17 protein-coding genes are annotated in these 24,029 nt (G+C 71.2%); 1 reads left to right on the plus strand and 16 read right to left on the minus strand.

All coding sequences use genetic code 11. The features are described from left to right. Nucleotides 1-5: 5 nt before the first annotated feature. The 16 genes from ACZ6ZP_RS12055 to ACZ6ZP_RS12130 form a co-directional block, all read right to left on the minus strand. Nucleotides 6-1,280 carry a DUF4910 domain-containing protein gene (locus ACZ6ZP_RS12055; protein ID WP_366463011.1) on the minus strand — a complete coding sequence of 425 codons (1,275 nt, stop codon included), beginning with the start codon at nucleotides 1,278-1,280 and terminating at the stop codon, nucleotides 6-8. Then, on the minus strand, nucleotides 1,277-2,302 hold the full coding sequence (locus tag ACZ6ZP_RS12060; RefSeq protein WP_351157780.1) for an NAD-dependent epimerase/dehydratase family protein: 1,026 nt from the start codon (nucleotides 2,300-2,302) through the stop codon (nucleotides 1,277-1,279). The genes ACZ6ZP_RS12055 and ACZ6ZP_RS12060 overlap by 4 nt, the downstream gene beginning before the upstream one ends. Nucleotides 2,303-2,305: 3 nt before the next feature. Next, on the minus strand, nucleotides 2,306-2,986 hold the full coding sequence (locus tag ACZ6ZP_RS12065; RefSeq protein ID WP_399981599.1) for a PIG-L deacetylase family protein: 681 nt from the start codon (nucleotides 2,984-2,986) through the stop codon (nucleotides 2,306-2,308). Continuing rightward, the gene (locus tag ACZ6ZP_RS12070; RefSeq protein ID WP_351157775.1) at nucleotides 2,983-3,777 is read right to left on the minus strand and encodes a sugar phosphate nucleotidyltransferase; all 795 of its coding nucleotides are present in this window, start codon (nucleotides 3,775-3,777) and stop codon (nucleotides 2,983-2,985) included. The genes ACZ6ZP_RS12065 and ACZ6ZP_RS12070 overlap by 4 nt, the downstream gene beginning before the upstream one ends. Beyond that, nucleotides 3,774-5,009: a class I SAM-dependent methyltransferase gene (locus ACZ6ZP_RS12075; RefSeq protein WP_351157772.1), complete on the minus strand. Its 1,236-nt coding sequence runs from the start codon at nucleotides 5,007-5,009 to the stop codon at nucleotides 3,774-3,776. The genes ACZ6ZP_RS12070 and ACZ6ZP_RS12075 overlap by 4 nt, the downstream gene beginning before the upstream one ends. Beyond that, nucleotides 5,006-6,247 carry a glycosyltransferase gene (locus ACZ6ZP_RS12080; protein WP_351157769.1) on the minus strand — a complete coding sequence of 414 codons (1,242 nt, stop codon included), beginning with the start codon at nucleotides 6,245-6,247 and terminating at the stop codon, nucleotides 5,006-5,008. The genes ACZ6ZP_RS12075 and ACZ6ZP_RS12080 overlap by 4 nt, the downstream gene beginning before the upstream one ends. A gap of 2 nt (nucleotides 6,248-6,249) precedes the next feature. Then, nucleotides 6,250-7,509 (minus strand): O-antigen ligase domain-containing protein, encoded by a 1,260-nt coding sequence (locus ACZ6ZP_RS12085; protein ID WP_383826180.1) that lies wholly within the window; start codon nucleotides 7,507-7,509, stop codon nucleotides 6,250-6,252. A gap of 1 nt (nucleotide 7,510) precedes the next feature. Then, a complete protein-coding gene (locus ACZ6ZP_RS12090) occupies nucleotides 7,511-9,049 on the minus strand; it encodes a right-handed parallel beta-helix repeat-containing protein (RefSeq protein ID WP_351157763.1) in 1,539 nt (512 codons plus the stop codon). Nucleotides 9,050-9,057: 8 nt separating this feature from the next. After that, nucleotides 9,058-11,016, minus strand: a complete 1,959-nt coding sequence (locus ACZ6ZP_RS12095) for a heparinase II/III family protein (RefSeq protein WP_469406621.1) — start codon at nucleotides 11,014-11,016, stop codon at nucleotides 9,058-9,060. Continuing rightward, on the minus strand, nucleotides 11,013-13,214 hold the full coding sequence (locus tag ACZ6ZP_RS12100; RefSeq protein WP_366463009.1) for a bi-domain-containing oxidoreductase: 2,202 nt from the start codon (nucleotides 13,212-13,214) through the stop codon (nucleotides 11,013-11,015). Before ACZ6ZP_RS12100 ends, ACZ6ZP_RS12095 begins: the two co-directional genes overlap by 4 nt. Before the next feature lie 26 nt (nucleotides 13,215-13,240). Beyond that, nucleotides 13,241-15,166, minus strand: a complete 1,926-nt coding sequence (asnB, locus tag ACZ6ZP_RS12105; RefSeq protein ID WP_469406622.1) for an asparagine synthase (glutamine-hydrolyzing) — start codon at nucleotides 15,164-15,166, stop codon at nucleotides 13,241-13,243. A gap of 3 nt (nucleotides 15,167-15,169) precedes the next feature. Further along, nucleotides 15,170-16,672: a Wzz/FepE/Etk N-terminal domain-containing protein gene (locus ACZ6ZP_RS12110; RefSeq protein ID WP_469406624.1), complete on the minus strand. Its 1,503-nt coding sequence runs from the start codon at nucleotides 16,670-16,672 to the stop codon at nucleotides 15,170-15,172. Further along, the gene (locus ACZ6ZP_RS12115; RefSeq protein ID WP_366463007.1) at nucleotides 16,669-18,039 is read right to left on the minus strand and encodes a Wzz/FepE/Etk N-terminal domain-containing protein; all 1,371 of its coding nucleotides are present in this window, start codon (nucleotides 18,037-18,039) and stop codon (nucleotides 16,669-16,671) included. The genes ACZ6ZP_RS12110 and ACZ6ZP_RS12115 overlap by 4 nt, the downstream gene beginning before the upstream one ends. Beyond that, nucleotides 18,036-19,310, minus strand: a complete 1,275-nt coding sequence (locus ACZ6ZP_RS12120) for a glycosyltransferase family 4 protein (protein WP_469406626.1) — start codon at nucleotides 19,308-19,310, stop codon at nucleotides 18,036-18,038. Before ACZ6ZP_RS12120 ends, ACZ6ZP_RS12115 begins: the two co-directional genes overlap by 4 nt. Further along, the gene (locus tag ACZ6ZP_RS12125; protein ID WP_351157746.1) at nucleotides 19,300-20,616 is read right to left on the minus strand and encodes a nucleotide sugar dehydrogenase; all 1,317 of its coding nucleotides are present in this window, start codon (nucleotides 20,614-20,616) and stop codon (nucleotides 19,300-19,302) included. The genes ACZ6ZP_RS12120 and ACZ6ZP_RS12125 overlap by 11 nt, the downstream gene beginning before the upstream one ends. A gap of 73 nt (nucleotides 20,617-20,689) precedes the next feature. Next, on the minus strand, nucleotides 20,690-22,168 hold the full coding sequence (locus ACZ6ZP_RS12130) for a sugar transferase (protein WP_351157743.1): 1,479 nt from the start codon (nucleotides 22,166-22,168) through the stop codon (nucleotides 20,690-20,692). A gap of 913 nt (nucleotides 22,169-23,081) precedes the next feature. Between ACZ6ZP_RS12130 and ACZ6ZP_RS12135 the strand changes: the two genes are divergently transcribed. Continuing rightward, on the plus strand, nucleotides 23,082-23,948 hold the full coding sequence (locus ACZ6ZP_RS12135; RefSeq protein WP_469407236.1) for a phosphotransferase: 867 nt from the start codon (nucleotides 23,082-23,084) through the stop codon (nucleotides 23,946-23,948). Nucleotides 23,949-24,029: the final 81 nt, after the last annotated feature.

Raw genomic sequence — 24,029 nt, forward strand, 5'->3', positions numbered from 1 at the left:
CGGCGTCACGCCTTGATCAGTCCGGCGCCGTGCAGGGCGTCGGCCGCGGTGGCGACGGCGTCGAACGGCAGCCCGGCCCGCTCGGCGACGTCGAGCAGACTGTGCTCGCCGTCGGAGAGGCTGAGCACCCAGAGCATCGCCATCTGGGCCTGCTTCGCGTCGCTGCGCCCGCCCAGCGACTCGTACAACCCCCGTCGTCCCAGCTGTGGTTCGCCGTAGGGACTGAGGTTGAGGTAGCGCCGGTTGCGGTCGAGCACGGCGAACGCCTCACCGCAGACGGCGAGCGTGTCCTCCATCGCCTCCGGGGTGACGAAGCCCGGGCTGTCCGCCGAGGTGTGGTACTCGGGGTAGCCCGCGTACGGCGTCCGGCTGAGCGAGCCCACGCCGAGGTTGAACCCGGGGGAGCAGAACTGCCGCTCGTCGTAGCCGTACGGAGTGAACTCGGTGACGCGGTGCGGGCGTTCGGATGCGGCGAGCACGTGCCGCATCACCCGGTCGATCTCCGCGTCGGCGCGCCTGCTCTGCTTGTACGTCAGCTGGCCGGAGTCGCCCGCGCAGGCCAGCACGAGGCCGTGCTTGACGTGCTCGATCCGCTCCGCGTTGCGGGCCAGCCAGGTGATCGCCCCGATGGTGCCGGGCGCGTAGATGAACCGGTAGGTGTAGTACGGCGTCTCCCGCGCCAGGGCGCGGGCCAAAAACGTCGCCACCGCGATGCCGGCCAGGTTGTCGTTGGCCAGCGACGGGTGGCAGACATGGCAGGAGACGATCACCTCGTCGGGGACCTGGCCGGGGATGACGTGCTCGGCGTAGGTGAGGTGGCCGTCGGCGAGCGTGGAGTCGACACGCACCTCGTAGTCGCCGTCCGGCAGCGCGTCCAGGGTCTCCTGGGCCAGGCAGAATCCCCATTTCGGCTCGTAGTAGCTGGTGCGGTAGGGCACCCAGCTCGGGTGGTCCGGCAGGGTGTGCAGGTGTTCACGCAGCTCGGCCAGCGGCATGGTCGTCGACACCGGCACGCTGTAGCCCAGCACGTGCAGGCTGGACGCGGCGAAGTCGACGACCCGGTTGCCGGCGGAATCGGCGATGTAGGCGTCCCGGATGTTCCACTCCTGCGGCACCGTCCAGTCGAGCACCTGCGTCCCGGTCGGCACCTCGTGCATCTCCAGGGGGACGTACTCGTTGACGATGTCCAGGGTGGCGCGCACACCGTCGCCGGTGATGCTCCGGCAGAGCGGGTACAGCCGCTCCACCAGAGCATGCATCTCCTCGCCGACAGCGGTCATCGGCGCCCTCGCAGGGTGGCGTCGACGGTGCCGGCCTCGGACGCCGCGCGCAGCACGGCGAGGCGGGTGAAGCGCTGCTCGAAGTCCTCGCGGGTCAGCCCGTACGTCCGGTAGGCGTCGGCGAGTTCGAGCGCGCCCTGCTTGACCGTCCACTCGCAGTCGAAGCCGGGCACCGCGGCGCGGAACCGGGCGAAGTCCACCCGGTAGGAGCGCGGGTCGGCGCCGTTCTCCCCGGTGATCCTCACCTTCGACCCCGACACGGCCTCGGCGACCTGCTCGGCGATCTCGGCGACCGTGACGTTGTTGACCTCGCTGCCGATGTTGAACGCCCGGTCGTGCACCGCCTCTCGGGGCGCGGTCAGCGCGGCCGTGAAGGCCCGGGCGATGTCGGCGGCGTGCACCAGCGGGCGCCAGGGGGTGCCGTCGGAGAGCACCAACACCTCGCCGGACAGGAGCGCGTGGCCCACCAGGTTGTTCAGCACGATGTCGGCGCGCAGCCGGGGCGAGAAGCCGAACGCGGTGGCGTTGCGCATGAACACCGGGCTGAAGTCGCCGTCGGCCAGCGCGTGCAGGTCGTCCTCCACCCGCACCTTGGACTCCGCGTACGGCGTCACGGGGCGCAGCGGGGCGTCCTCGGTCACCAGGTCGTCACCGCCGGCGGCGCCGTAGACGGAGCAGGTCGACGCGTACAGGAAGCGCCGCACTCCGGCCTCGCGGGCCAGCCGGGCCAGGCGTACCGACGCGTGGTGGTTGATGTCGTAGGTGAGGTCCGGCGCCAGTGATCCCAGCGGGTCGTTGGACAGCGCGGCCAGGTGGATCACGGCGTCCACCCCGGTCAGGTGGTCGACCGCGACGTCGCGCAGGTCCACCCGGTGGCCCTGCGGGTCCGCGGGCGGCGGGCCGAGGACGCAGTCGGCGAACAGGCCGGAGTCGAGACCGACGACCTCGTGCCCGGCGGCCGTGAGGACCGGGGCCATCACGGTGCCCAGGTAGCCCTGGTGTCCGGTCAGCAGTACGCGCAAGGTTCATTCCCCCACATTGGAAGTGCCCAGGACATTCGAAGTGCCCAGGTCGAGCGTGAATTTGGTGACGGCGAACGCCTCGGCGTAGCGCGCGTGGCATTCGATGCCGCGGATGCGTGCGAGGCCGAGGAAGGCCTCGCGGTCGTACCAGGGGCGGTGGCGCTGCGAGGGGTAGTGCTCCTGCAGCAGCCGCACCTTCCGTTCGGCGATCTCCGGCGACAGCGGCTGGTACGCGGGCGGACGGCCGAGATCGCCGTCCCACTTGACGATCTCGTAGCCGAGTACGAGGTGGTCGCGGAACGCGGTGGTCATCAGCCGCGCCAGGCCGCGGTGATCCTGGTGCGCGTCATCGGTGCGCGGCGCGAGCACCAGATCAGGGTCGGTCTGCGCGCGCAGCTCCTCGACGGCGGCCTTGGCCTCCTCCCACTGCGCCGGCAGCCGGCCGTCCGCCAGCTTGAGGACGGTCAGCCGCAGGTCGGCGCCCGGGCAGAACGCGGCGAGCGCGGCCTGCTCCTCCTGCTCCCGCTCGCTGCCACCGCCGGTGAGCACCAGCGCGTCGACGCGCATGCCCGGCTGCGCCAGGCACATCGTCAGCAGGCTGCCGCCGGCGCCGATGGCGATGTCGTCGCAGTGCGCGCCGACCACGACGATCCGTTCCAGGGGTCCGGCCCCCAGCCGGATCACGCCCGGGCTCCGGCGGCGTCCCGCTCCCACACGGCCCACGGGCGGTCGCCCCGGGCGTAGGCTTCGTCGAGCGCGGCGCGCTCCTTCACGGTGTCGGTCGGCTTCCAGAAGCCGCGGTGCTGGTGCGCCACGAGGCGCCCCCGCTTGGCCAGTTGGGCACAGCCGTCGGCGACCAGGTCCCCGTTCTCCGGGATGTGGTCGAAGACCTCCTGGCGGAGCACGAAGTAGCCGCCGTTCTCCCACATCGGCAGCTCGCTCACCGGGGTGATGCCCCCGACCAGGCCGTCCTCGCCCATGTCCACGCAGTGGAACGAGGACTGGGGCGGCACCACCATCATCGACGCCCCGGCGTCACGCCGGGAGAACCGGTCGATCATCTCCGGCAGCGGGGCGTCGGTGAGCACGTCGGCGTAGTTGGCGAGGAACATCTCGTCGCCGTCCAGATGGTGGCGCACCCGGCGCAGCCGCTCACCGATCGGCGACTCGATGCCGGTCTGCGCGAACGTGATCGTCCAGTCGGCTATGTCGGTGGACAGCAGCTCGGTCTGCCCGCCCCGCAGCACGAAGTCGTTGGACGTCGTCTCCTCGTAGTTGAGGAAGAAGTCCTTGATGTGCTGCGCCCCGTACCCCAGGCACAGGATGAACTCCGTGTGCCCGAAGTACGCGTAGTAGCGCATGACATGCCAGATCAGCGGCCGCGGGCCGACCATCGCCATCGGCTTGGGCATGTCGTCGGAGGTTCCGCTGCGCATCCGCAGTCCGTAACCGCCGCAGAACAGGACGACCTTCATGACTTGACCTCGACAATGCTGAGTTCCGGGATGGGAAAGACAAGGCGGCCGCCCCACTCGTGCACGAAGGACAGCTGCTCGACCAGCTCGGCGCGCAGGTTCCACGGCAGGACGAGGACGTAGTCCGGCTTGTCGGCGGCTATCCGCTCGGGCGGCAGGATCGGGATGCGGGTGCCCGGGGTGAACCTGCCGTGCTTGTAGGGGTTGCGGTCGACCGTGTACGCGAGCAGGTCGGGCCGGATGCCGCAGTGGTTGAGCAGGGTGTTGCCCTTGCCCGGGGCGCCGTAGCCCACGACGCTCTCGCCGCGCTCGGCCGCATCGATGAGGAACCGCAGGAGGTCCCGGCGCACCTTGGCCACCCGGGCGGAGAACTCGGTGTACCCGGACAGCTCCTGCAGCCCGGCGGCCTTCTCCCGGTCCAGCACGTCGGCCACCTGCTGGGTCGGCTCGCCCGCCACCTCGGTGGGGCGGGCCCACAGCCGGATGGAGCCGCCGTGCGTGGGCAGCAACTCGACGTCCACGAGGGCGAGTCCGCCGCTCGCCAGGGCCCGGGCCGCGGAGGCGACCGTGTAGTACTGGAAGTGCTCGTGGTAGATCGTGTCGTACTGGTTCTCCTCGATCAGGGTCAGCAGGTGCTGCACCTCGATGGAGACCCAGCCGTCGTCGGCGACCAGGGCGCGAAGACCCTGGGTGAAGCCGACCACGTCGGGGATGTGCGCGTACACGTTGTTGGCCACGACCAGGTCGGCCGGGCCGTGCTCGGCGCGGGCGGCCGCGCCGGTCTCCGGACTCAGGAACTCCGTGAGCGTGGGCACGCCCGCCTCCCGTGCCGCGGCGCCGACGTTCACCGACGGCTCGATGCCCAGGCAGCGGATCCCCCGGTCCACCATGTGCTTGAGCAGGTACCCGTCGTTGCTCGCGACCTCGACCACGAAGGCGTCGGGACCGAGCGCAAGACGCTGTACGGCGTCGGCGACGAAGGTGCGCGCGTGCTCCACCCAGGAGGTCGAGAACGACGAGAAGTACGCGTACTCCTTGAACGTCTCCTCCGGCGTGATCAGCGGCGGGATCTGCGCCAGCCAGCAGTCGGTGCACACCCGCAGGTGCAGCGGGTACGCCGGCTCCGGCGTGTCCAGTTGGTCCGCGGCGAGAAAGCTCTCACACGGCGGGGTCGCCCCCAGGTCGACGACGCTCGCCAGAGTCGCCGAGCCGCAGAGTCGGCATCGTGTCATCTACTGCCCCCATCCCTGCCCGCGCGGGTGTCCCCGCCGCGAGCCAGTGCTGACCGACCCGCGATCGCGGTGCGGTACTCCTTCACCAGGCGCTCAAGACCGACGGCCGGGCTGAAGCCCTGCTCGTAACGGCTCCGGGCCGCCTGGCCCATCTCCCGGTTGCGGGCCGGATCGGCCGCGATCCGGCGTATGCGGGACGCGAGCGAGGCGGCCTCGCCCGGCCGGTGCAGCAGCCCGGTCACCTCGTCGTCGACGAGTTCGACGAAGGCGCCGTGTCCGGCGGCGACGGTCGGGACCCCGGCCGCCATCGCCTCCACGACCACCAGGCCGAACGTCTCCTGCCACGTCGAGGGCGCGACCACGGCGACCGAACGCGCCACGGCCTTGCGGGACTCCGCCGCGTCGTACAGGCCGACGTAGCGCACGTCGTCCCGGCCCGCCGCCCAGGCGGCCACCTCCTGCTCAAGCGGCCCCGCCCCCGCGATCACCAGCGGCACGCCCACACCGCCCTGTGCGGTGATCTCGTCCCACGCGGTCATGAGCAGCCGCAGGCCCTTGGCCTCCGCGAGCCGGCCGAGGTAGAGCAGATGCTCGCCGTCGCCCTCTCGGGAGGCGTCCGGCTCCGGCACGAAGTTGTGCTTCACCACCAGCCGCTCGGCCGGCAGGCCGGAGCGCACCAGGATGTCGCGCTGCGCCGCGGAGATGCACAGGAAGCGCTCCACGCCGGACCACCACCGCCGCCGGTTGACCGTCAGGCCGACCGCGAGCGGCACCGTCGCGAGCCGCGAGCCGCGGTAGCAGCCGTGCCGGACGGCGGGCAGCGGCGCCGACCTGCCCACGCACTCGGTGCACGGGCGGCCGTCGCGCTGGAGCGTGCCGGGCGGGCAGACCTGGTTGTAGTTGTGCAGCGTGGCGACGGCGGGCACACCGGCGTCGGCGCAGGCGGCGAGCACCGCGGGCGACAGGAGCGGGAAGACGTTGTGGACGTGCACCACGTCCGGGCGCGAGGCGCGAAGGCGGGCGGCGAGCTCCGCGCGGACCGCGGGGTTCCACGGCACGAGCAGCGGCACCTTGGCCTTGCCGAGCAGGGACAGGGCACCGATGTCGTCGCTGCGCCGCTCGAACACCTCCACCCGGTGGCCGGCCGCGCGCAGCAGCTCCGCCTCCTGGTCGACGACCTTGTTCTCACCGCTCGGCTGCGCCGACGCGTAGCGGTTGTGCACCACGAGGACATGCATGCTCAAGTCACCTCCGATGTGCGGGCCCAGCGCGGTACACGGCGGCGCGGGGCCGGGGGCGTCGGCAGCTGCGTGACCGCGGCGGGTGCCGCGAGCAGCGAGGCGGCCACGGCCAGATGCAGCAGATACGGCGAGGCGTCGCCGAGACCTGCCTCGGTGTACGACGCGATCGCGCAGTAGCTGATCAGGAAGATCGCGCAGGCCCTCGCCAGCGACGGCGGCCGCAGCAGCGCGACGCCGGCCAGCACGATGATGATCGCCGCCACGATGGCGGCGCCGGTCAGACCCTGTTCGTGGTAGACGGCCAGCCAGCTGTTGTCGATCGGAAGCCCGCCGAACGACTTGTCGCCGAGCCCCATGCCGAACAGCTGCTCCGATGTCGTGCGCGGGGCCGCGAGCAGGGCGTCCCAGACCTTGGCCCGCCCGGTGAGGTTGGAGAAGTTCTCCTGGCTCTGCCCGCGCAGGAACCACGCCTGCACGGCGGTGCTGAAGGCCACCGTGGCGACGGTGGCGCACAGCACCGTCCAGGCGAAGAACCGGCGGGCGGCGGCACTGGTCAGGATGAGCGAGCCGATCGCCAGCGCGAGACCGACGAGAAGGCCGAGCGTGGCCGTGCGGGTATGGGTCAGCGCGAGCAGGACGAGGGAGGGCACGATGACCACCGCCGCGCTGGTCCTGTCGGTCCTGCGGCCCAGGAGGAGCAGCACGGTGAGCCCGATGATCACCGCGGCGTACTGGCCGATCTGCGGCGGGGTGAGCGGCCACAGCGCGCCGACGAGCCGCCCGCCGTAGAGCTCGGGCAGGGCCGCTCCCGGTGAGATGACCAGGCCGGCGGCCACCGACCCCAGCACCACGAAGTACATCCGGATGTGGTGCCGCACGAACGTCACGCCGCCGTCCCACCAGCGGCTGAGCAGCCACAGCGTGGCGACGAAGAGAGCGAGCCGCCCGCAGCGGAACAGCGCCCCGAACCCGGACTCCAGGCCCACGCTGGCGATCACGCTCGGCACGAGTAGCAGGGTGAGCAGGAACACGAAGGCACTGGCCCGGATGCGCAGCCGCAGATTGACCGCGAGCGCCAGCGCGAACGCGGCGACCAGCGCGCCCATGGTGACCATCTGGATGAGGGAGCGGGGCAGCGGGACGATGGTCTTCGCCCCGGCGGAGCCAAGCGTGTTGAGGATCAGCAGCCCCCAGACCGTCCCGACGATCTTCGACGTGTGGTCCTTGTGGTTCATGTGCTCCGTGTGCTGTGGACTCATCTCAACCACCGTCCCGCGCGCGGAAGGTGCTGCCCGCGTCCTGCTTGTACGGCGTGCTCTGCCACTGCGCGAAGTCGAGCTTTCCGCTCGGGTCGTGGGCGATGAAGCTCCACGGTCCGCGGTAGACGTTGTCGTGCCAGCGGTTGTGCTGCTTGCGGGTGATCGCCTCGGAGACCCGTTCGCCCTTGTACGGCGACCAGTCCGGGTAGGTGCCGTAGTTGGCGAGCACCGCCATGCGGCCGCACTGCACCGTGCACTTGACGACGGAGGTGTCCAGGACGAAGCGGTTGTGGTGGATGTCCACCCGCTGGGTCTTCCACCGGCAGTCGTCGTAGAGCGGTGCGTCGGTGATCTTCGGCCGCGCGCAGCGGTCGGTGTTCTTCACCAGCAGCGTGCAGTCACCGGACGAGGTGTTGGCCGGGCTGTTGCAGAACCGGTCGGCGTTCTCCCACAGGGTGATCCCGGACCAGTTGTTCTCCAGGACGTTCCGGTAGACCTCGATCTTGTCCGTGCGGGCCCGGACCCGTGGTTCGCCGCCGGACTCGGACAGATAGATGGTCGCGAAGGGGAAGTTGTCGCCGCGGTCGGCGTACCGGCGGCCCTCGACCCAGTTGTTGCGCCGGATCGTGTTCTTCCGGATGACCGCGTTGTAGCTGGTCTCGTAGATCAGCGCGGCACCGTCGTTGGCCTCGAGCACGTTGTTCTCGATGCGGAAGTCGTTGTTGTTGGTGTCCGCCCACAACCCCGTTCCGCGGTTGTCGTGCACCCAGTTGCCGCGCACGTCGGCGCCGTCGACGGCCCAGAACTTGATGCCTCCGGTGCAGCCGCAGCCCTTGCGCCGCCGCTCCCAGTCGTCGGTGTTGTTGCCCACGATCTCGTTGCCCTCGACCACCAGGCCGCTGATGCGGCCGGAGGCCTTGTACGCGTTCATGCCGTACTGGCCGTTGTCGCGCAGGCAGTTGGCGCGCACCTGCTGGCGGGCCCCGGCCATCAGCCCGGCACCGGAGTTGTTCTGGACCGTCGCGTGCTCGATCACCCACCCGTCGGCCGAATCGTGGTTGACCACGCCCTCGTCCGGCGGTGCCACGAACCGCTGCACGGTCAGGTGGCGGATGGTCACGTCGTCGGCCCTGCCGCCGAACGCGTACTGGTTCTTCTTCCGGCCGTCGAGCACCGCGCCCGGCGCGCCGAGGTAGCGGTTCCCCTTCTTGGGGATGACCTGGGCGTAGCGGTTCCGATCGAGCCGGTGCTTGCCCGGGCCGAGCCAGAACGTGGTGTCCGGCGGGCTGCTCTTGGTCTTCGCGGCCAGGTCGCCGACCACCGCGGGGTCGACCTTCACCGCGCCCTTGGGCGCCTTCGCGGGACCGGCCGCGGGCTTGGCGCACACCCGGGCCACGGACGTGGACGGCGCGCCGGACGCGGCCGGTGCGTCGGTCGGCTTCGCTTGGTCGTCCGACGAGCTCGTACAGCCGGTCGTCGCCAGCAGGGCCAGCGCCACCGGTGCCGCCGGCCACGCCCACTGCCGCCACTTGATCCCCACGCGGCCCCCTAGTCGCAGAACCTGAGTACGGTGGTGAACCCCTTTGCGCCGTCGGCGAAGCCCGTGCCGATCAGCGTGGTGGCGGGTTCCTTGCGTCCGAAGCCGGGGGAGTACCAGCCGAGGGGCGGGTCGCTCTCGCCGCGATGCGCCCGCCAGTCCAGCTGTCCGGGCAGGTCGAGCACCGCCGAGCGGTCCTCGCCGTCCCGGGCCCAGGTGAGCACGGCCCAGTTCCCCACCAGGTCGACGGCGATCGCCGGGCCGAGGTGGAACGCCAGGCGCACGGCCCGGCGCGGGCCGCGCACCTCGTCGATCACCCGCAACTCCTTGGCGGAGGAGACCAGTTCCACCCGGCGGCGGTGCACCGAGCGCTGGTAGCCGTCGTGCTCGGCGCACCAGCGGGCCACGTCCTCACCTGCGGTGTCCGCGACCAGGACGCGGCTGCGGGCGTGCCCGGTCCACAGGAACGGGCCGCCGGAGACGGACTGGTCGGCGCCGTCCAGCTCCAGCGTGTTGTGGCCGAGCGTCGAGCGGAAGTACTGCCGCCACTCGGGCTGCCCGTGGTAGCAGAACGTGCCCGGGTCGGCGAGTACGTCGACCCCGTCGTGCCGGACCTCCACCGACAGCGCGTCCGCGTGGGCGTGCGCGGCGATGGACAGGAACCCGTGCGGACCGCCGTCGCAGCGGCACCAGATCCCGTCCGGACCGCGCAGGATGGTCATGCCCGCATCGGCGAAGTGCGCCGGGCGGTCGGCCGGGCGGGACACGGCCGGTCCCGTTCCCTTCCGTGCGTACGGCTTGATGAGTGCGGCAAGGAGCGGGGTGCGCACATCGGTGCCGGTCACCTCCGGCCACCAGGCGAGCCGTCCGAACACGGCGTCCCCGGTGGCGAGGAGCGAGCCCCAGCGGTCGGTGCCCGCGCCGTCCACGATCAGTCCGTGCCCGTCGTCCGCGTCCCCCTGGCGCGGCGGCCGCAGCCGCCCGTCCACCACGGCCGCGAGCGCGTCGGTCATCCGCAGCAGCACCAGGCGCACCGACGGGGGGACCGGCACGCCGGAGGCATCCGCCTCGGCCAGCGCGGCCAGGCCGAGCTCGAGCACGAGGCCGTGGTACTCGGTGGCCAGCTCGCGGTTGAGGCCCGAGCCGAAGGTGTTGGCGCGCAGATGCCGCTCAAGGGACCGCAGCGCGTCGGCTCGCCAACGCGCCGACGAGGGGAACCAGCCGAACGCGCAGGCCGCGGCGAACTGCCCGGCGGCCTCGGCGATGACGTGGTTGTTCGCCGATGACCCCCGGCTGGGGAAGGCGGCCAGCCAGCGCTGGTGGTGCCAGATCTGGTTCCGCGCCACCGGGTTGTCCTCGAAGAGATCGGCGGCGCCCGGCCAGCCGTCGAGCAGCCGGCGGATCCACACCCAGGAGAGCAGCCGGATTCCCAGCTCGATGCCGCTGATCCAATGCACGCCGCGCAGCGGCGCGTTGGCCGCCCACCACAGCCGCAGGTGCTCGGCCACGCGCTCGGCGTACCGCTCGTTCCCGGTGATCGCGTAGGCGGCGGCGAGCACCGTCAGGTACTGGTGCCGGGACGGCTCCCAGATCTGCTTGATGTCGCCGACCGCCTCCTCGTTGCGGTACGGCACGTCGAAGGCGTAGCCCCACGGAGCCCGCCGCCCGGTCTTCGGGTCGTACCACCAGTCCGGGTTCACCAGGTCGTCGCGGACCACCCCGAAGAACTCGGCGTGCCCGGCCATCAGCCGGTCCGCCTCGGCGACGAGACGCTTCGCGGCGTCCGGCGGCACCGCGGCCGCCGTCCCGGCGGGCAGCACCGCACTGAACCGGGCGTCGGTCACGTCCGGGCAGTCCGGCGGCGCCGAGCGCCACCGCCGCCTGCGCACCGCGTCGCCCACCCGGCCGCCGACCTCCCGCGGCCCCATCCGGGATAATCGCCGCAGGTACCATCCCGCGCTCAACGTCATCGCGCCCTCGCCAACGTCACCGGCGCGCCGCCGGCCAGGCCGGTCTGCACGGCGAGGGTGGCCGCCGTGGTGGCGACGAGCGACTCCAGCGGCACCGGCATCGGCCCGCCCGTGCGCACGGCCTTGATGAACGCGGCCAGCTCGGCGTTCTGCCCCTTGTCCCGGGCCTTGGGCAGCCGCGAGCTGACCCAGCGCTTGCGGCCGACCCCGCCGTCCGCGAACACCGAGGCACGGACGAAGTCGTCGAGCCGCAGCACCTTGCCGTCCGCGATCAGGTCCACCGTCTCCTTGGGGAAGCCTGCCGCGCCGGTGGTGACGTAGCTGATGGTGGCGGTGGACCCGTCCGGGTAGCGCAGCACGACCTGAAGGTCCTCGTTGCCGGACGTGGCGACCGCGTACACCGAGACCGGTTCGGCCCCGAGCAGCCAGCTCGCCGTGTCGATGAAGTGCCCGCCCTCACCGGCGAACCGCGAGCCCTCGGTGCCCTGCTGCAGGTACCAGCTGCCGTGCTGGAGCCGGCCCGCGTTGACCAGGTAGCGCAGGCTCGCCGGACCGGTGCGGGCGCCGAAGCGTCCCTTGGCCTCCTGGAGCAGCGGCGCGAACCGGCGGTTGAAGCCCACCTGGAGCCGGTCGTTGCCGGACTCCTCCACCGCCGCGAGCACGCCCGCAAGCTCGTCCTCGGTGAGCGCCAACGGCTTCTCCACGAACACCGTCTTGCCGGCGAGCAGCGCCCTGCGGGTCAGTTCGGCGTGCGAGCTGTGCCGGGTGACCACGAACACCGCGTCGATGGACTTGTCGTCGAGCACGGCGTCGAGATCGGTGGTCGCCTCGGCGAAGCCGAACTTCCGCTTCGCGTTGGCCGCGGAGAGCGCCGTCGTGGTGACGACCGTGGACAGCTCGACGCCGTCGCGCCCGGTCAGGTGCGGCAGCAGCATCGACGTCGCGTAGTTGCCCGCGCCGACGAACGCAAGGCGCACGGGCCCCGTGACGGCCCGAGCCGCACTCGGCCGCACCTGCACCGCGGGCACGGCCACTGCCGGGGACTGCGCTTCCCCTTCCTCCGCTTCCTCGACGTGATCGGGGTAGCGGAACAGCACCGCCACGGCCTTCAGGTCGCCGTCCTTCAGGCTCTGGTACGTCTCGACGGCGTCATCGAAGTCGGCGACGTGGGAGACCAGGGGCTCCACGTCGACGCGGCCGCGGGCGACCAGGTCGAGGAAGCACGCCAGGTTGCGGCGCTCGGTCCAGCGCACGTAGCCGATCGGGTAGTCGCGCCCTTCGAGCTCGTACTCCGGGTCGTAGCGCCCGGGGCCGTAACTGCGCGAGAAGCGGACGTCCAGCTCCTTCTCGTAGTACGCGTTCCACGGCAGGTCCAGGCGGCACTTGCCGATGTCGACGACCCGGCCGCGGTCCCGGCAGAGCCGGGCGGCCAGCTCGACGGGCTGGTTGCTGCCGCCACCGGCGGCCAAGTACACCTGGTCCACGCCGTGTCCGTCGGTGAGTTCGGCGACGGACGCCTCCACCGCCGAGGAGGCGGGATCGCCACAGGCCACCGCGCCCAGCCGCTGGGCCAGTTCGCAGCGCGCCGGGTCGGGGTCGGCCCCCACGACACGTACTCCCGAAGCGGCCAGGAGCTGCACCACCAACTGCCCGATCAGCCCGAGGCCGATGACCAGCGCCACCTCGCCGAGCTGCGGCTCGCCTTGCCGGACGCCCTGCATCGCGATCGACCCGACGGTGCCGAAGGCCGCGTGCCGGGGCGCGAGGCCGTCCGGCACCGGGACGTAGAGGTTCTTCGGCACCCAGTTCAACTCGGCGTGCAGCGCATGCTCATTGCCGGCGCACGCCACGACGTCGCCGACCTTCACGTCGTCGATCCCGGCGCCGACCTGCTCGACCACCCCGCACAGCGAGTAGCCGAGCGGCGTGTAGGAGTCGAGCTTGCCCATCACCTTGCGGTAGGTGGCCGGCACCCCGTTGGTGGCCACGCTCTGCACGACCTTGGCCACCTGGTCGGGCCGGGAGCGGGCCTTGCCCAGCATCGACATGCCGGCCTCGGACACCTTCATGAGCTCGGTCCCGGTGGAGATCAGCGAGTAGGCGGTACGCACGAGCACACCGCCCGGCTTGCACCCCGGTACCGGCACGTCGAGCACCGCCAGCTCGCCGCTCTTGTAGTTCTGCACAACTTGCTTCACTCGAACTCCTCTGATTCCTAAGCCGTTTACCGAGTGCTCCGGCCGGACCCAGAGGTCGCGCCGCGATACCAGTACTCGAGGGTCAGCACATGCCACAGATGCTTGGAGAAGTCCCGCTGCCCGGCGGCGTCCTCGGCGACCATGCGCGCCAGCGCGTCGCGGCGCAGGAAGCCGGAGCTGACGAGCACACCGTCGTTGACCACCTCGCGCACCAGCGGTGCCAGATCCCGGCTCATCCAGGCGCGCAGCGGGGCGCTGAACAGGCCCTTGGGCCGGTACACGATCTCCTTGGGCAGGATCGAGGTGGCCGCCTCCTTGAGGACGGCCTTGCCCTGCCGTCCGACGATCTTGCGATCGCCGGGCACGGCGAACGCCGCCTTGACCACCTCGACGTCCACGTAGGGCACCCGCACCTCGGTCGACGCGGCCATGCTGGAGCGGTCCGTGTAGGCGAGGTTCAGGCCCGGCAGGAACATCCGGGCATCGCCCAGGCACATGCGGTTGACGAAGTCGTCGAGGTCGTTGTCCTGGTAGATGTCCGCGTGCTCGGTCAGTACGTCGTCGACCGTCGGGGCCAGGTCCGGATTGATCAGGGCGAGCAGCTCGTCCTGGTCGTACATGGTGTAGCTGCGCCGGAACGCGGTCTCCTCCGGCAGATCGGCGAAGGACAGGAACCGCTTGGCGAAGCGCACCGACCGGTAGCCCCTACGGGCCGTGGCGACCGGCAGCCGGTCCACGGCCCGGGACAGACCGCGCCGCAGGGGCCGCGGGACACGCTGGTAGCGCAGCGCGATCAGGTTGGCCAGGTGCTTGCGGTACCCGGCGAACAGCTCGTCGGCGCCCATCCCCGAGAGCATCACCTTGACCCCCGCCTCGCGGGCGGCCTCGCAGATCAGGAACGTGTTGATGGCGGCGGGGTCGCCGATCGGCTCGTCCAGGTGGTGCGTCATCTGCGGCAGCAGGTCGAGCACGTTGGGCGCGATCTCGATCTCGTGCAGGTCGACGCCGAACTGCTCGGCCACCTGCCGGGCATAGCGCAGGTCGTCGGGCATCGCCTCGAACTTTGCGTCCTCGGCACGGAACCCGATCGTGTAAGCGGAGATCCCGGGCCGGTCGCGGGCCGCGAGCGCGGTCAGATAGCTGGAGTCGAGACCGCCGGAGAGGAACGTCGCCACGGGTACGTCGGACATCAGGTGGCGCCGGGTCGACTCCTCGACGATGGCGGCCACGTCCGGCAGCTCGCCGCCGCGCGCCCGGTCCCGCCCCTCGGCGGCGACGTCCCGCAGATTCCAGTAACTGCCGCGCTGCACCTGGCCGTCGGGCCGGACACGCAGCCAGCTGCCCGGCGGCAGCTTCTCCGCCTCGCGCAGCGCGCAGCGCGAGTCCGGCACCCAGTAGTACAGCAGCGAGGCCACCAGCGCCGCCTCGTCCACCTGAAGCGACCCGCCGGTGGCGGCGGCCAGCGCCTTGAGCTCGGAGGCGAACACCAGGCCCCCGCCGCGCCGGAGCACGAACAGCGGCTTGATGCCCAGCTGGTCTCGGGCGAGCACCAGGTCACCGGTGCGCTCGTCGAAGATCCCGAGCGCGAACATGCCGCGCAGCCGGGGCAGGCAGTCGGTGCCCCAGCGCCGCCAGGCCTCGAGCAGCACCTCGGTGTCGGAGGTACCGCGGAAGCGCACCCCGGAGGCCGCCAACTCGGCGCGCAGCTCGGGCGCGTTGTACAGCTCGCCGTTGTACGTCAGGGCGAGGCCGTCCGAGACCATCGGCTGGGCGCCGGTCTCGGACAGGTCGATGATGGCCAGCCGCCGGTGCCCCAGCTGTACGTCGCCGTCACCGACGGAGTGGCTGTAGCGTCCCGCCCCGTCCGGACCGCGGTGAGCGAGGGTATCGGTGAGCCGGTCCGCCACGACCTTCCCGTCCGGCCATCGGTACGTGCCTGCGATGCCACACATGTTCTACCGCGCTTCCTGGTCGATGTCCGGGACTCGTGCCCATGACGGCCGCTCCGTCCGCGGCTGGCCCGTCCCGTTCTGCCGACCGCGCAGCGCGGTGTGCAGCCCGTCCCACAGGGTGCCGTCCGTGCGGTCCCGCGGATCGGGGTCGATCAGCACCACACCGATCACCGGAATGAGCAGGTCCGCGAGCTGCCGCGCCACGGTGTGCAGCCAGGCGGCGCTGCCGTGCCCGGCCCGCACGACGAGCACGGTCTGGGTGCCGAGGTACTGCAGGTCGGTCCACGCCGCGCCGGGCGCCACCGAGCCGACGCCGATCCGGCGCTCCTGATGCGGCACGGCCGCCGCCTGCTCGAAGCTGACCACGGCCGGGTCTCCCGGCTCCTGGCCGCGCCCCGCGAGCCGCGGGCGCAGCCCGTCGACGACGAGCACCGGCCCCTCCGCGGCCAGGGCCCTCGCGAGGTCCAGGGCGATCACGCTCGTGCCGCGCGCACAGCCCAGTTCGAGCAGGGACACCGGTTCCGCGGAGCCGCGCACGGTGCGGGCCAGGGTCGCGGTCAGCCGTGCCCGCTCCTCCCGGGTCCGTCGGCGCCGCCACGGCCCGGCCCGCCGGTGGGGCGCGCGGCGCAGCTCGGCGATGACCGAGGCGCCCAGGTTCGCCGCGATGTCCCGGCGCAGCACGGGGCGGTCCGCCACCACCGTGCCGACCGCGGCCACCGCGAGCCCGAGGACGAGCCCCAGGACGAGCCCGATCGCGGCGTTGGTGACAGCGGTCTTGGGCATGGAGTGCTGCACCGCGCGCGGTGCGTCCACGATCTGCGTCCCGGCGACGAGCCGGGGCGTGCCCATGCGGGCCTCCTCGGCGCGCTGGTCGAAGTCGGCGATCCGCGAGGTCAGTTCGGCCCTGCGGGCGAAGAGCGACTCGATGCTCGCCGACGCCTTCGGGTCGCTCTCCGGCGACCTGCCGCCGATCTCCTCGTTGACCTGGGCGAGTTCGCCCCGCATCCGGTCACGCTGGTCGCGCAGGGCCTTGGCCTCGGCCTTGGCGGCTTCCTGCATCCGCCGCACATGGTCGGCGACGAACGCGTCCGCCAGCGCCTTGGCGCGGGCCACCGCGTCCGCGTCGCTCTCCCCTGTCACATCGATCTGCAGCAGGTTGTTGGTCAAGCCGGTCCCTCGGTAGTCCTGCATGAAGTCTTCCGGGAGTTCGGAGGACTTGAGGGACCGCAGGGCCCGGTCGGCGATCCGCGTGGTCCCCAGCAGCTCCACGTCGGTGCGGATCAGCGTCCCGGTGTCGTTCGGCTGGTCCTCCTTGTGCGCGACCAGGACCTTGACCACCGCGGCGGGCGCCGGCGGCCGCAGGACCGCCACCGCCGCGCCGACCAGCAGCCCCAGGAGGGCAAGCGAGCACCAGAGGCGGCGACGTCTGCGCACCGCCACCACAAGACCCTGCACATTCAGCAGCGGGGCGGATGCCGACGATTCCGTCGGCGTACTCGTCGTCACACCGAACCTCCCGTCGCGTGGCCGCGCACCGCGAGCGCCGGCGTGGCATCGTCCGCACGATGGCCGGCCGACCGCGTCGACCCGTCCCGTACGGTGCCGGCGACGACGACGCCGACGACCTCGTGCCGGCCGTCCGCACACGCCTCGGCGATGCCGCCGAGCTCCACCGCGGTCCAGCTGCCCGCGCTGAGCACGACCAGGGCACCGGACTCGGTGTCGCGGTCGGGCACCATCGGCTGGGACACCGAGACGTCCACCACCCGCAGCAGCGGATCGTTCTTGGCCTCGGCCACCAGCTGCCCGGCGGCCCGGCGGGCGATCTCGTCACCCTCCGGTACGACGACCAACAGGCGCCGGGGCGCGGGCAGTTGGGTCCGGAGGCGCGCGCACAGCCGCCGGTAGCGGATCTGCCTGGCGGCCTCGTCGCCGGACACCTGCGGGGTCGGTATGTCCCACCGGGTGTCGGCGCCGAGCAGCCAGCGGACCCTGGCCCACGGGCCAGGGCCTCTGGGCCGTTGCGCGGACCGCTCGCCGGGCACGTCGACGGTGCCCAGCAGCGGCGAACCCAGCGCCGCGGCGATCTCAGCCTCGGTGCGCAGCCGACGGCTCATCCGCGCGGCGGCGAGATGCCCGATGACCGCGACCAGCAGGAACAACAGCGCCCCGCCGACGGTGAGTTGCAGCCTCGTCGGCGGTGCCTCGCCGGTCGGCCGGGCCGCGGGCCCCATGACGACCATGCCGGCCTTGTTGGACGCCGGGTCGGCCTCCTCCAGCTTCTGCATGGCCTCCTGCAGCGCGGTGCGCAGCTTCTCCAGCTCGGTACGGGCCTGTACGCTCTCCACGGTCTGCCCCGGATCGGCCGCGTTGGCCAGGTCGGTGATGCGGCGGTTGGTCTCCGCCACCTTCTTCCGCAGCGCTTCGGGCCCCGTCGCCGTCTCCGGCTCCTCGGTGGTGTCACCCGCGATCCGCGACGCGAAGGTGACGAACTGCTGGGCCACCTCGTCGGAGAGCCGCTGCGCGCGCCCCGGGGTCTCGGCCGTACCCGAGATCTTGATGATGTTCCCGTCGGCGGCCGTGGCGCTCACCTGGTCCCGCAGCTCGCTGTCGCTGACGCCGGACCAGTCGAGCGTGCCTGCCGCGCGGTCGACCACGGCCGAACTGGCCGCGATCTCCGCCTGGGTCAGCAGCTCGCGCTCCTCCCACTGCCCTGCCAGGAGGACCGATGTCGACGTCGTGTATCTCGGCGGGAACAGCATCGACGTGCCGTAGCCGACGAGCGCGCCCACCACGACGAGGACGGCCAGCAGCCGCCGTCGCCGACGGAGAATCCGCCCGATGGTGACCAGGCGTATCGTGTCGTCGCTCAACGGCCCGGCCTCCTCCCGATCCGGGCCGGGCCGCGCTTCGAAGTGCGGACACGGCAGGCGGCGGCGTAGGCGGAGAGCAGCGACACCTGCGAGTTGCGCCAGGAGAGCTCACCGGTGATCCGCTCCTGGCCGATCTCGCCCATCCGGGCCCGCTCCTTCGGATCGTCGAGCAGCAGCGCGATGAGCTTGGCGAATTCGCCCTCGTCGTTGGCGGGCGCGTACACGGCGGCGTCACCGGCGGAGACGCGCGCCTCCCGGAGGTCGAACGAGACGATCGGCCGGCCCATGGCCATGTACTCCAGGACCTTGTTCATGGTCGACACGTCGTTGAGCGGATTGCGCGGGTCGGGGGAGAGGCACACGTCCGCGGTGGACAGGTAGCGCACCAGGTCGGCGTCCGGAATGCGCCCGGTGAACTGCACCTGCTCACCGAGCCCGAGCTTCCGGGACAGCTCCACCATCGCCTCGAAGGCGTCACCGGAGCCGACGAACACCGCGTGCCAGTCGGTCCGCCCGAGATCGTCGCGCAGCTTCGCCAGGGCCCGCAGGGCGTAGTCGACACCGTCCTGAGGGCCCATGACGCCGAGGTAGCACAGCAGATGAGGCTTGCCGCGCTTCAACTCCGGCTCGGGGTCCACCGGTTGGAACCGGTCGGTCTGGGGCGCGCTGCGCACCACGAAGACGTCCTCCGGCCGCCGCCCGCCACGGCGCACCGCGACGTCCCGGTAGCTCTCGTTCGTGGCGAGCACGATGTCCGCGGCCCGGTAGGTCCGCCGCTCCAGCGCGCACACGGCGCGGTAGAGCAGATCCTTGCCGCGGTCGAACCGGGAGAGGTACAGCTCGGGCACCAGGTCGTGCTGGTCGAAGACGAACCGCGCGCCGCGCCGCTTCATCCACAGCGCGGGCAGGAACAGCAGGTCGGGCGGGTTGCAGGCGTGGACCACGTGGACCGGTCCGACCTTCCGGGCGAGCCGGACCGTGTGCCACAACGCCGATCCGTACTCCCGCAGGTAGCCGGAAGGACCGCCGGTGGCGGCGCGCAACGGGTAGCGGTGGATCCGCACCCCGTCGATCACCGCCTCCGGCTCCGTGTCCCGCTTGGTGCCCTGGGGGCAGATGACGTGCACCGTCCAGCCCGCGTCGCGCAGCGTCGTGCACTCTTGCCACACCCGCCGGTCGAAGGGCACCGACAGGTTTTCCACCAAGATCAGCGCGCGCCGGTTGGTCCCGTCGCCGCCGGTTGTTCCATCGAACGATGTGTTACCAAGCAAGGCCCACGTACCCAGGTTCGGCCCGCCGCGCGTCGGCGTCGGGAAGGTGGATGAGGTCGACGAGCACCGGGCCCTCGCCATGGGGCAGTGCCGAAAGCACGGCCGGATCCTTGGTGCCGATCAGGCACACCTCGGAGTGTTCGAGCACTTCGTCGACGGAGTTCGCGAGCAGCTGCGCCAGGTGCGGCAGCCGGGTCTCGATGTACTCGCGGTTCGCGCCGAGCAGTCGGGACATGCTCACGTTGGCGTCGTAGATCTTGAGGTCGTACCCCTTGCCGAAGAGTCTCTCCGCCAGCTCGACGAGCGGGCTCTCGCGCAGGTCGTCGGTGCCGGGTTTGAAGGACAGCCCGAACAGGCCAACCCGGCGCTTGCCGGTGCGCTCGACCAGCTCCACCGCACGCTGCAGATGGTCGGAGTTGGAGGGCAGCACGTGCGACAGGATGGGCACCGAGACGTCCGCCCGCTGCGCCGCGTGGACCAGGCTGCGCAGGTCCTTGGGCAGGCAGGAGCCGCCGAAGGCGAAGCCGGGACGCAGATAGGCGGGGCTGATGTTCAGCTTGCGGTCGGCAAGGAACACGTCGATCACCTGGTGCGAGTCCACCCCGAGCGCCTGGCACACCGCGCCCAGCTCGTTCGCGAAGCCGATCTTGAGGCCGTGGAACGCGTTGTCCGCGTACTTGATGGCCTCGGCCGTCGGGAGCGGCACCCGGAACACCTCGCCGGGCAAGCCGTCGTACAGCGCCGCCACCGCGTCGCCGCTCGCCGGGTCGAACTCGCCGATGACGGTCTTGGGCGGGTCGAAGAAGTCCCGCACGCTCGTGCCCTCGCGCAGGAACTCCGGATTGACCGCGACCCCGAAGTCCACCCCGGCGGTGCCGCCGACATGCTTCTCCAGGATCGGCACCAGCAGGTTCAGGCAGGTGCCCGGGAGCATGGTGCTGCGGAACACGACGGTCTGCCGCCCGCCCCGCTCGGCCAGTGCGGCGCCGATCTGCTCGGTGACCCGCTCCAAGTACGTGGTGCACAGGCTGCCGTTGGGCTCCGACGGGGTGCCCACGCAGATCAGCGACACCTCGCTGCCCATGATCGCCTCGCGTACGTCACCGGTGGCGCGTAACGCCCCGGTCCGTACGACATCGGCGATGAGCTCGCCGATCCTCTCCTCGACCACCGGGGCCTTGCCGTCGTTGACCAGGTCTACCTTCACCTGGTTCACGTCGACGCCGATGACCTCGTGCCCCATGCTGGCCAGGCACGCGGCTGACACACAGCCCACGTAGCCGAGCCCGAAAACGCTGACTCTCATGACCCGCTCTTCCCCCCAGGCAGGCCCTTTCGGCCTGCGGTCCACGTGCCGACCGGACGGCGATTGCCGCGCATCAGTAGGCCCCCTGCCCGTAGAACACCGCGCGCAGGGTCTTCCACAAGATCACTGTGTCCAGGGCGAGCGACCAGTCCTCCACGTACCGCAGGTCGAGGCGGACCGCCTCCTCCCACGGCAGGTCGCTGCGCCCGCTGATCTGCCACAGGCCGGTGAGGCCTGGCTTGACCAGGAGCCGCCGCCGGATGTCGGGGCCGTACGCCGCGGACTCCTCCGGCAGCGGAGGCCTCGGGCCGACGAGCGACATCGATCCGGCGAGTACGTTGAACAGCTGCGGGAGCTCGTCGAGCGAGTACCGGCGCAGCACTGCTCCCACCCGGGTCACCCTCGGATCCCGGCGCAGCTTGAACAACAGACCGGCACCTTCGTTGCGGTCGGCCAGCGCGGCCCGTGCCCGGTCGGCCCCGACGACCATGGTGCGGAACTTGAAGATGGTGAACTCGCGGCCGTCCTTGCCGACTCTGCGCTGGCGGTACACCGCACCGCCCCGGCTGTCCATCAGCACCAGCAGCCCGACGAGCACCATCAGCGGCGCGAACACCATCAGCAGGATCGCCGCGCCCAATCGGTCGACGACCCCTTTGACCACCCGGCGGCCCCCGGTGAAGGTCGGCATGCTGACCCGCAGCAGCGGGATTCCGAGCACCGCGTCGACATGCAGCCGCGGTCCCGCCACCTCCATCAGGACGGGGGCCACGACCATCTCGGCCTCGCTGCCCTCGAGGTTCCAGGCCAGCCGCTGGAGCCGGTCAGGCGACCAGTGCGGGTCCGGTGTGACCGCGACGACACGGTAGCCGTCGCGCCGGACGTGATTGGCGACGTCTTCCAGTCGGCCGACGACCGGCACACCGTCCAGCTGGTCACCGTCGAGGCCGAGACCGTCCGTCGTGCACACCGCCTCCACCCGCCAGCCGAGGTGCGGGAACTTGCGCGCCCGGGTGATCAGGTCATGCACGGTGGCCACGCTCCCGGCAGCGAGCACCGGTCGCAGGCACTGCCCCTCTTTCCGCTGTTTGTGCAGCCAGAGGCGGAGCAGATACCGCGCGGTCATGGTGACGAGCGCGATCGCGGGGACCGCGACGAAGATCCAGAGTTTGATGTTGCGCGAGGTGAGGGCGATCCCGCCGAGCGCGAGGACGACGACCGCCGCGAACAGCGAACGTCCGAGCCGACGGAATTCCTCCGCGCCCTGGCCGAGCACGTCCGGCGCCCACGCCCGGCTGACCGCGAGCGCTCCCAGTACGAGGAGCTCGGTGCCGAACGCGAGAATGCCCCACTTCTCATGCCAGTTGGCGGCGTCCCGGGCCCCGAAGAAGAGGCCGATCGACGCCACTACGAAGGCGGTGGTCAAGGTATCGCTGGTGATCACGGTACGTCGGTACCGCTGCTCCCAGTCGACAGCGGGCCCTCTGATTGCCCCGTTCGTCAGACGCCCGCTCGCCGACGGAAACGGGCTCGCTAATTCCCCCTGCTGCACAGAACCCCCCACAGGTCACCAGTGGTTGGGCGTGATCGCCCAGCACTGTCCCTCTCCCCCGGGAGACGCCCCCGCCCCCCGCGCCGCGCTGTTCCTCCCCTTGAGAGGCCCCCAGCCTCCCGTGCACGCCATCCAGGCCATTGCACTGTTACGTGGTCAACTCACCCCAGCGGCACCGGACTAGACCACCCGACTCCGCCCACGAGGTGCCTCGGAACCCGTCGCGACCTCGGGCGCTCCCCGCGCCCAAAGCCCTTCCGGTCCCCAAGAAATGACCACCCCCACGACCGCTGCCGGGGACGCGACCACTGGCCATATGTCGCGCCGGACCTAAAGATCATTACTGGTCGCTTCGTGCCCGAACAGCTGAAGCACGGTCAATTTAGACCATCGGAATCGGTATGTAGAGGGGCTGTGTGCATTTTGTGCTCAAGCTTTGTAACTGGACCCTCTGATCGGTGACTGCACGCGGGTGTCCCTGCCGAAGAACACATGCCCTGTGACCTGTGACGACGGGAGTTCTCCAGGCCGCCCGACACAGCCGGCCCCGAGGCTTCCCGGAACCGGAAAATGGGCCGAATACAGGCCCTGCGAACGTCTGCCAGCGGTCTGGACCCATGGTCCAACAGCCCTGCGTAGGCGGGATGTTGGGCGGCGGGGACGCATGGCCAGATTTGTTGCCCAGCTGCCACGGGAGGTGGTTGAAGGGCGGACCGACACGGCCAACTCGCGTACCGCAGCGCCGACATGTGGACACACTGCCTCATGTGGACACCGGTTCCGCTCGCTGCACAAGGACCCGACCGCGACCCTCGCGGACAGGATCGAGAAGCGAGCTGTGCCGAGCCGCGACGGTTGCCACCTGGCCACGCCGCTCGGCACCGCTCTCGCTCATCTGTGCCAAGATTCCAGGGTGGAGATGACCGACGTCACGCGTGCGATCGCGGCCGCGACTTCGGTCGCCGCATCGCTCGACCTGCCGGCCGACGACGCGATCGTTCTCCACAACTCGAACAAACTGGCACTGCGGCTGACGCCGTGCGAGGTCTTTGCCCGGGTCGCCCCCGTGGGGCAAGAGGTCGCACAGTTCGAGATCGAGCTCGCGCAGCGGCTCGCCGAGGCCGGATGCCCGATGTGTCCCTTGGAGCCTCGGGTGGAGCCGCGTGTGTACACGCGCGATGGCTTCGCGGTGACGCTGTGGACCTACTACGAGCCCGTGACCCCGCACACCTCACCAGCCGACTACGCCAAGGCGCTGGAGCAGCTGCACACCGGCATGCGCAAAGTCGATGTGCCGAGCCCGCGGTTCACGGACCGGATCACGGAGGCGGAAGAAGTTGTCGCCGACCCGGATCGCTCGCCGGAGCTCGCCACCGCGGACCGCGTGTTCCTCAGCGGCAGGCTGGCAGGCCTGCGACGAGCCATCGACGACCGCGGCGCCGTGGAGCAGCTGCTCCACGGCGAGCCGCATCCGGGCAATGTGCTCAGCACGACGCAGGGCCCGTTGTTCATCGACCTTGAGACGTGCTGCCGCGGACCGGTCGAGTTCGACCTCGCCCATGTCCCCGAGGCGGTCCGCTACCACTACCCGAACGTCGACCAAGGCCTGCTGGACGAGTGCCGGCAGCTCGTCCTCGCGATGGTCGCCGCGTGGCGTTGGGAGCGTGGCGACCAGTTCCCGAACGGGAGGCGCTTCGGAGAGGAACTCCTGCGCGCACTGCACGACGGCGCTCCTTGGCCGACACTCGACACGATGAACAAGCGAGCGGGCGGCCCGTAGAAACGCCGGAGGCCACGGGAGAGCGGCAAGGAACCTAGCGACGAGACGGTCGCAGTTGCAACCCCATGCGCGCCGGCCTCG

This window comes from Streptomyces sp. NPDC054047, from assembly GCF_055585065.1.

What these genes read in the sequence shown, in the direction of transcription:
- ACZ6ZP_RS12055 (WP_366463011.1), bottom strand. Translation starts at nt 1,280, where the DNA reads ATGACCGCTGTCGGCGAGGAGATGCATGCTCTGGTGGAGCGGCTGTAC.
- ACZ6ZP_RS12070 (WP_351157775.1), bottom strand. Translation starts at nt 3,777, where the DNA reads ATGAAGGTCGTCCTGTTCTGCGGCGGTTACGGACTGCGGATGCGCAGC.
- ACZ6ZP_RS12075 (WP_351157772.1), bottom strand. Translation starts at nt 5,009, where the DNA reads ATGACACGATGCCGACTCTGCGGCTCGGCGACTCTGGCGAGCGTCGTC.
- ACZ6ZP_RS12080 (WP_351157769.1), bottom strand. Translation starts at nt 6,247, where the DNA reads ATGCATGTCCTCGTGGTGCACAACCGCTACGCGTCGGCGCAGCCGAGC.
- ACZ6ZP_RS12085 (WP_383826180.1), bottom strand. Translation starts at nt 7,509, where the DNA reads ATGAGTCCACAGCACACGGAGCACATGAACCACAAGGACCACACGTCG.
- ACZ6ZP_RS12095 (WP_469406621.1), bottom strand. Translation starts at nt 11,016, where the DNA reads ATGACGTTGAGCGCGGGATGGTACCTGCGGCGATTATCCCGGATGGGG.
- asnB (WP_469406622.1), bottom strand. Translation starts at nt 15,166, where the DNA reads ATGTGTGGCATCGCAGGCACGTACCGATGGCCGGACGGGAAGGTCGTG.
- ACZ6ZP_RS12125 (WP_351157746.1), bottom strand. Translation starts at nt 20,616, where the DNA reads ATGAGAGTCAGCGTTTTCGGGCTCGGCTACGTGGGCTGTGTGTCAGCC.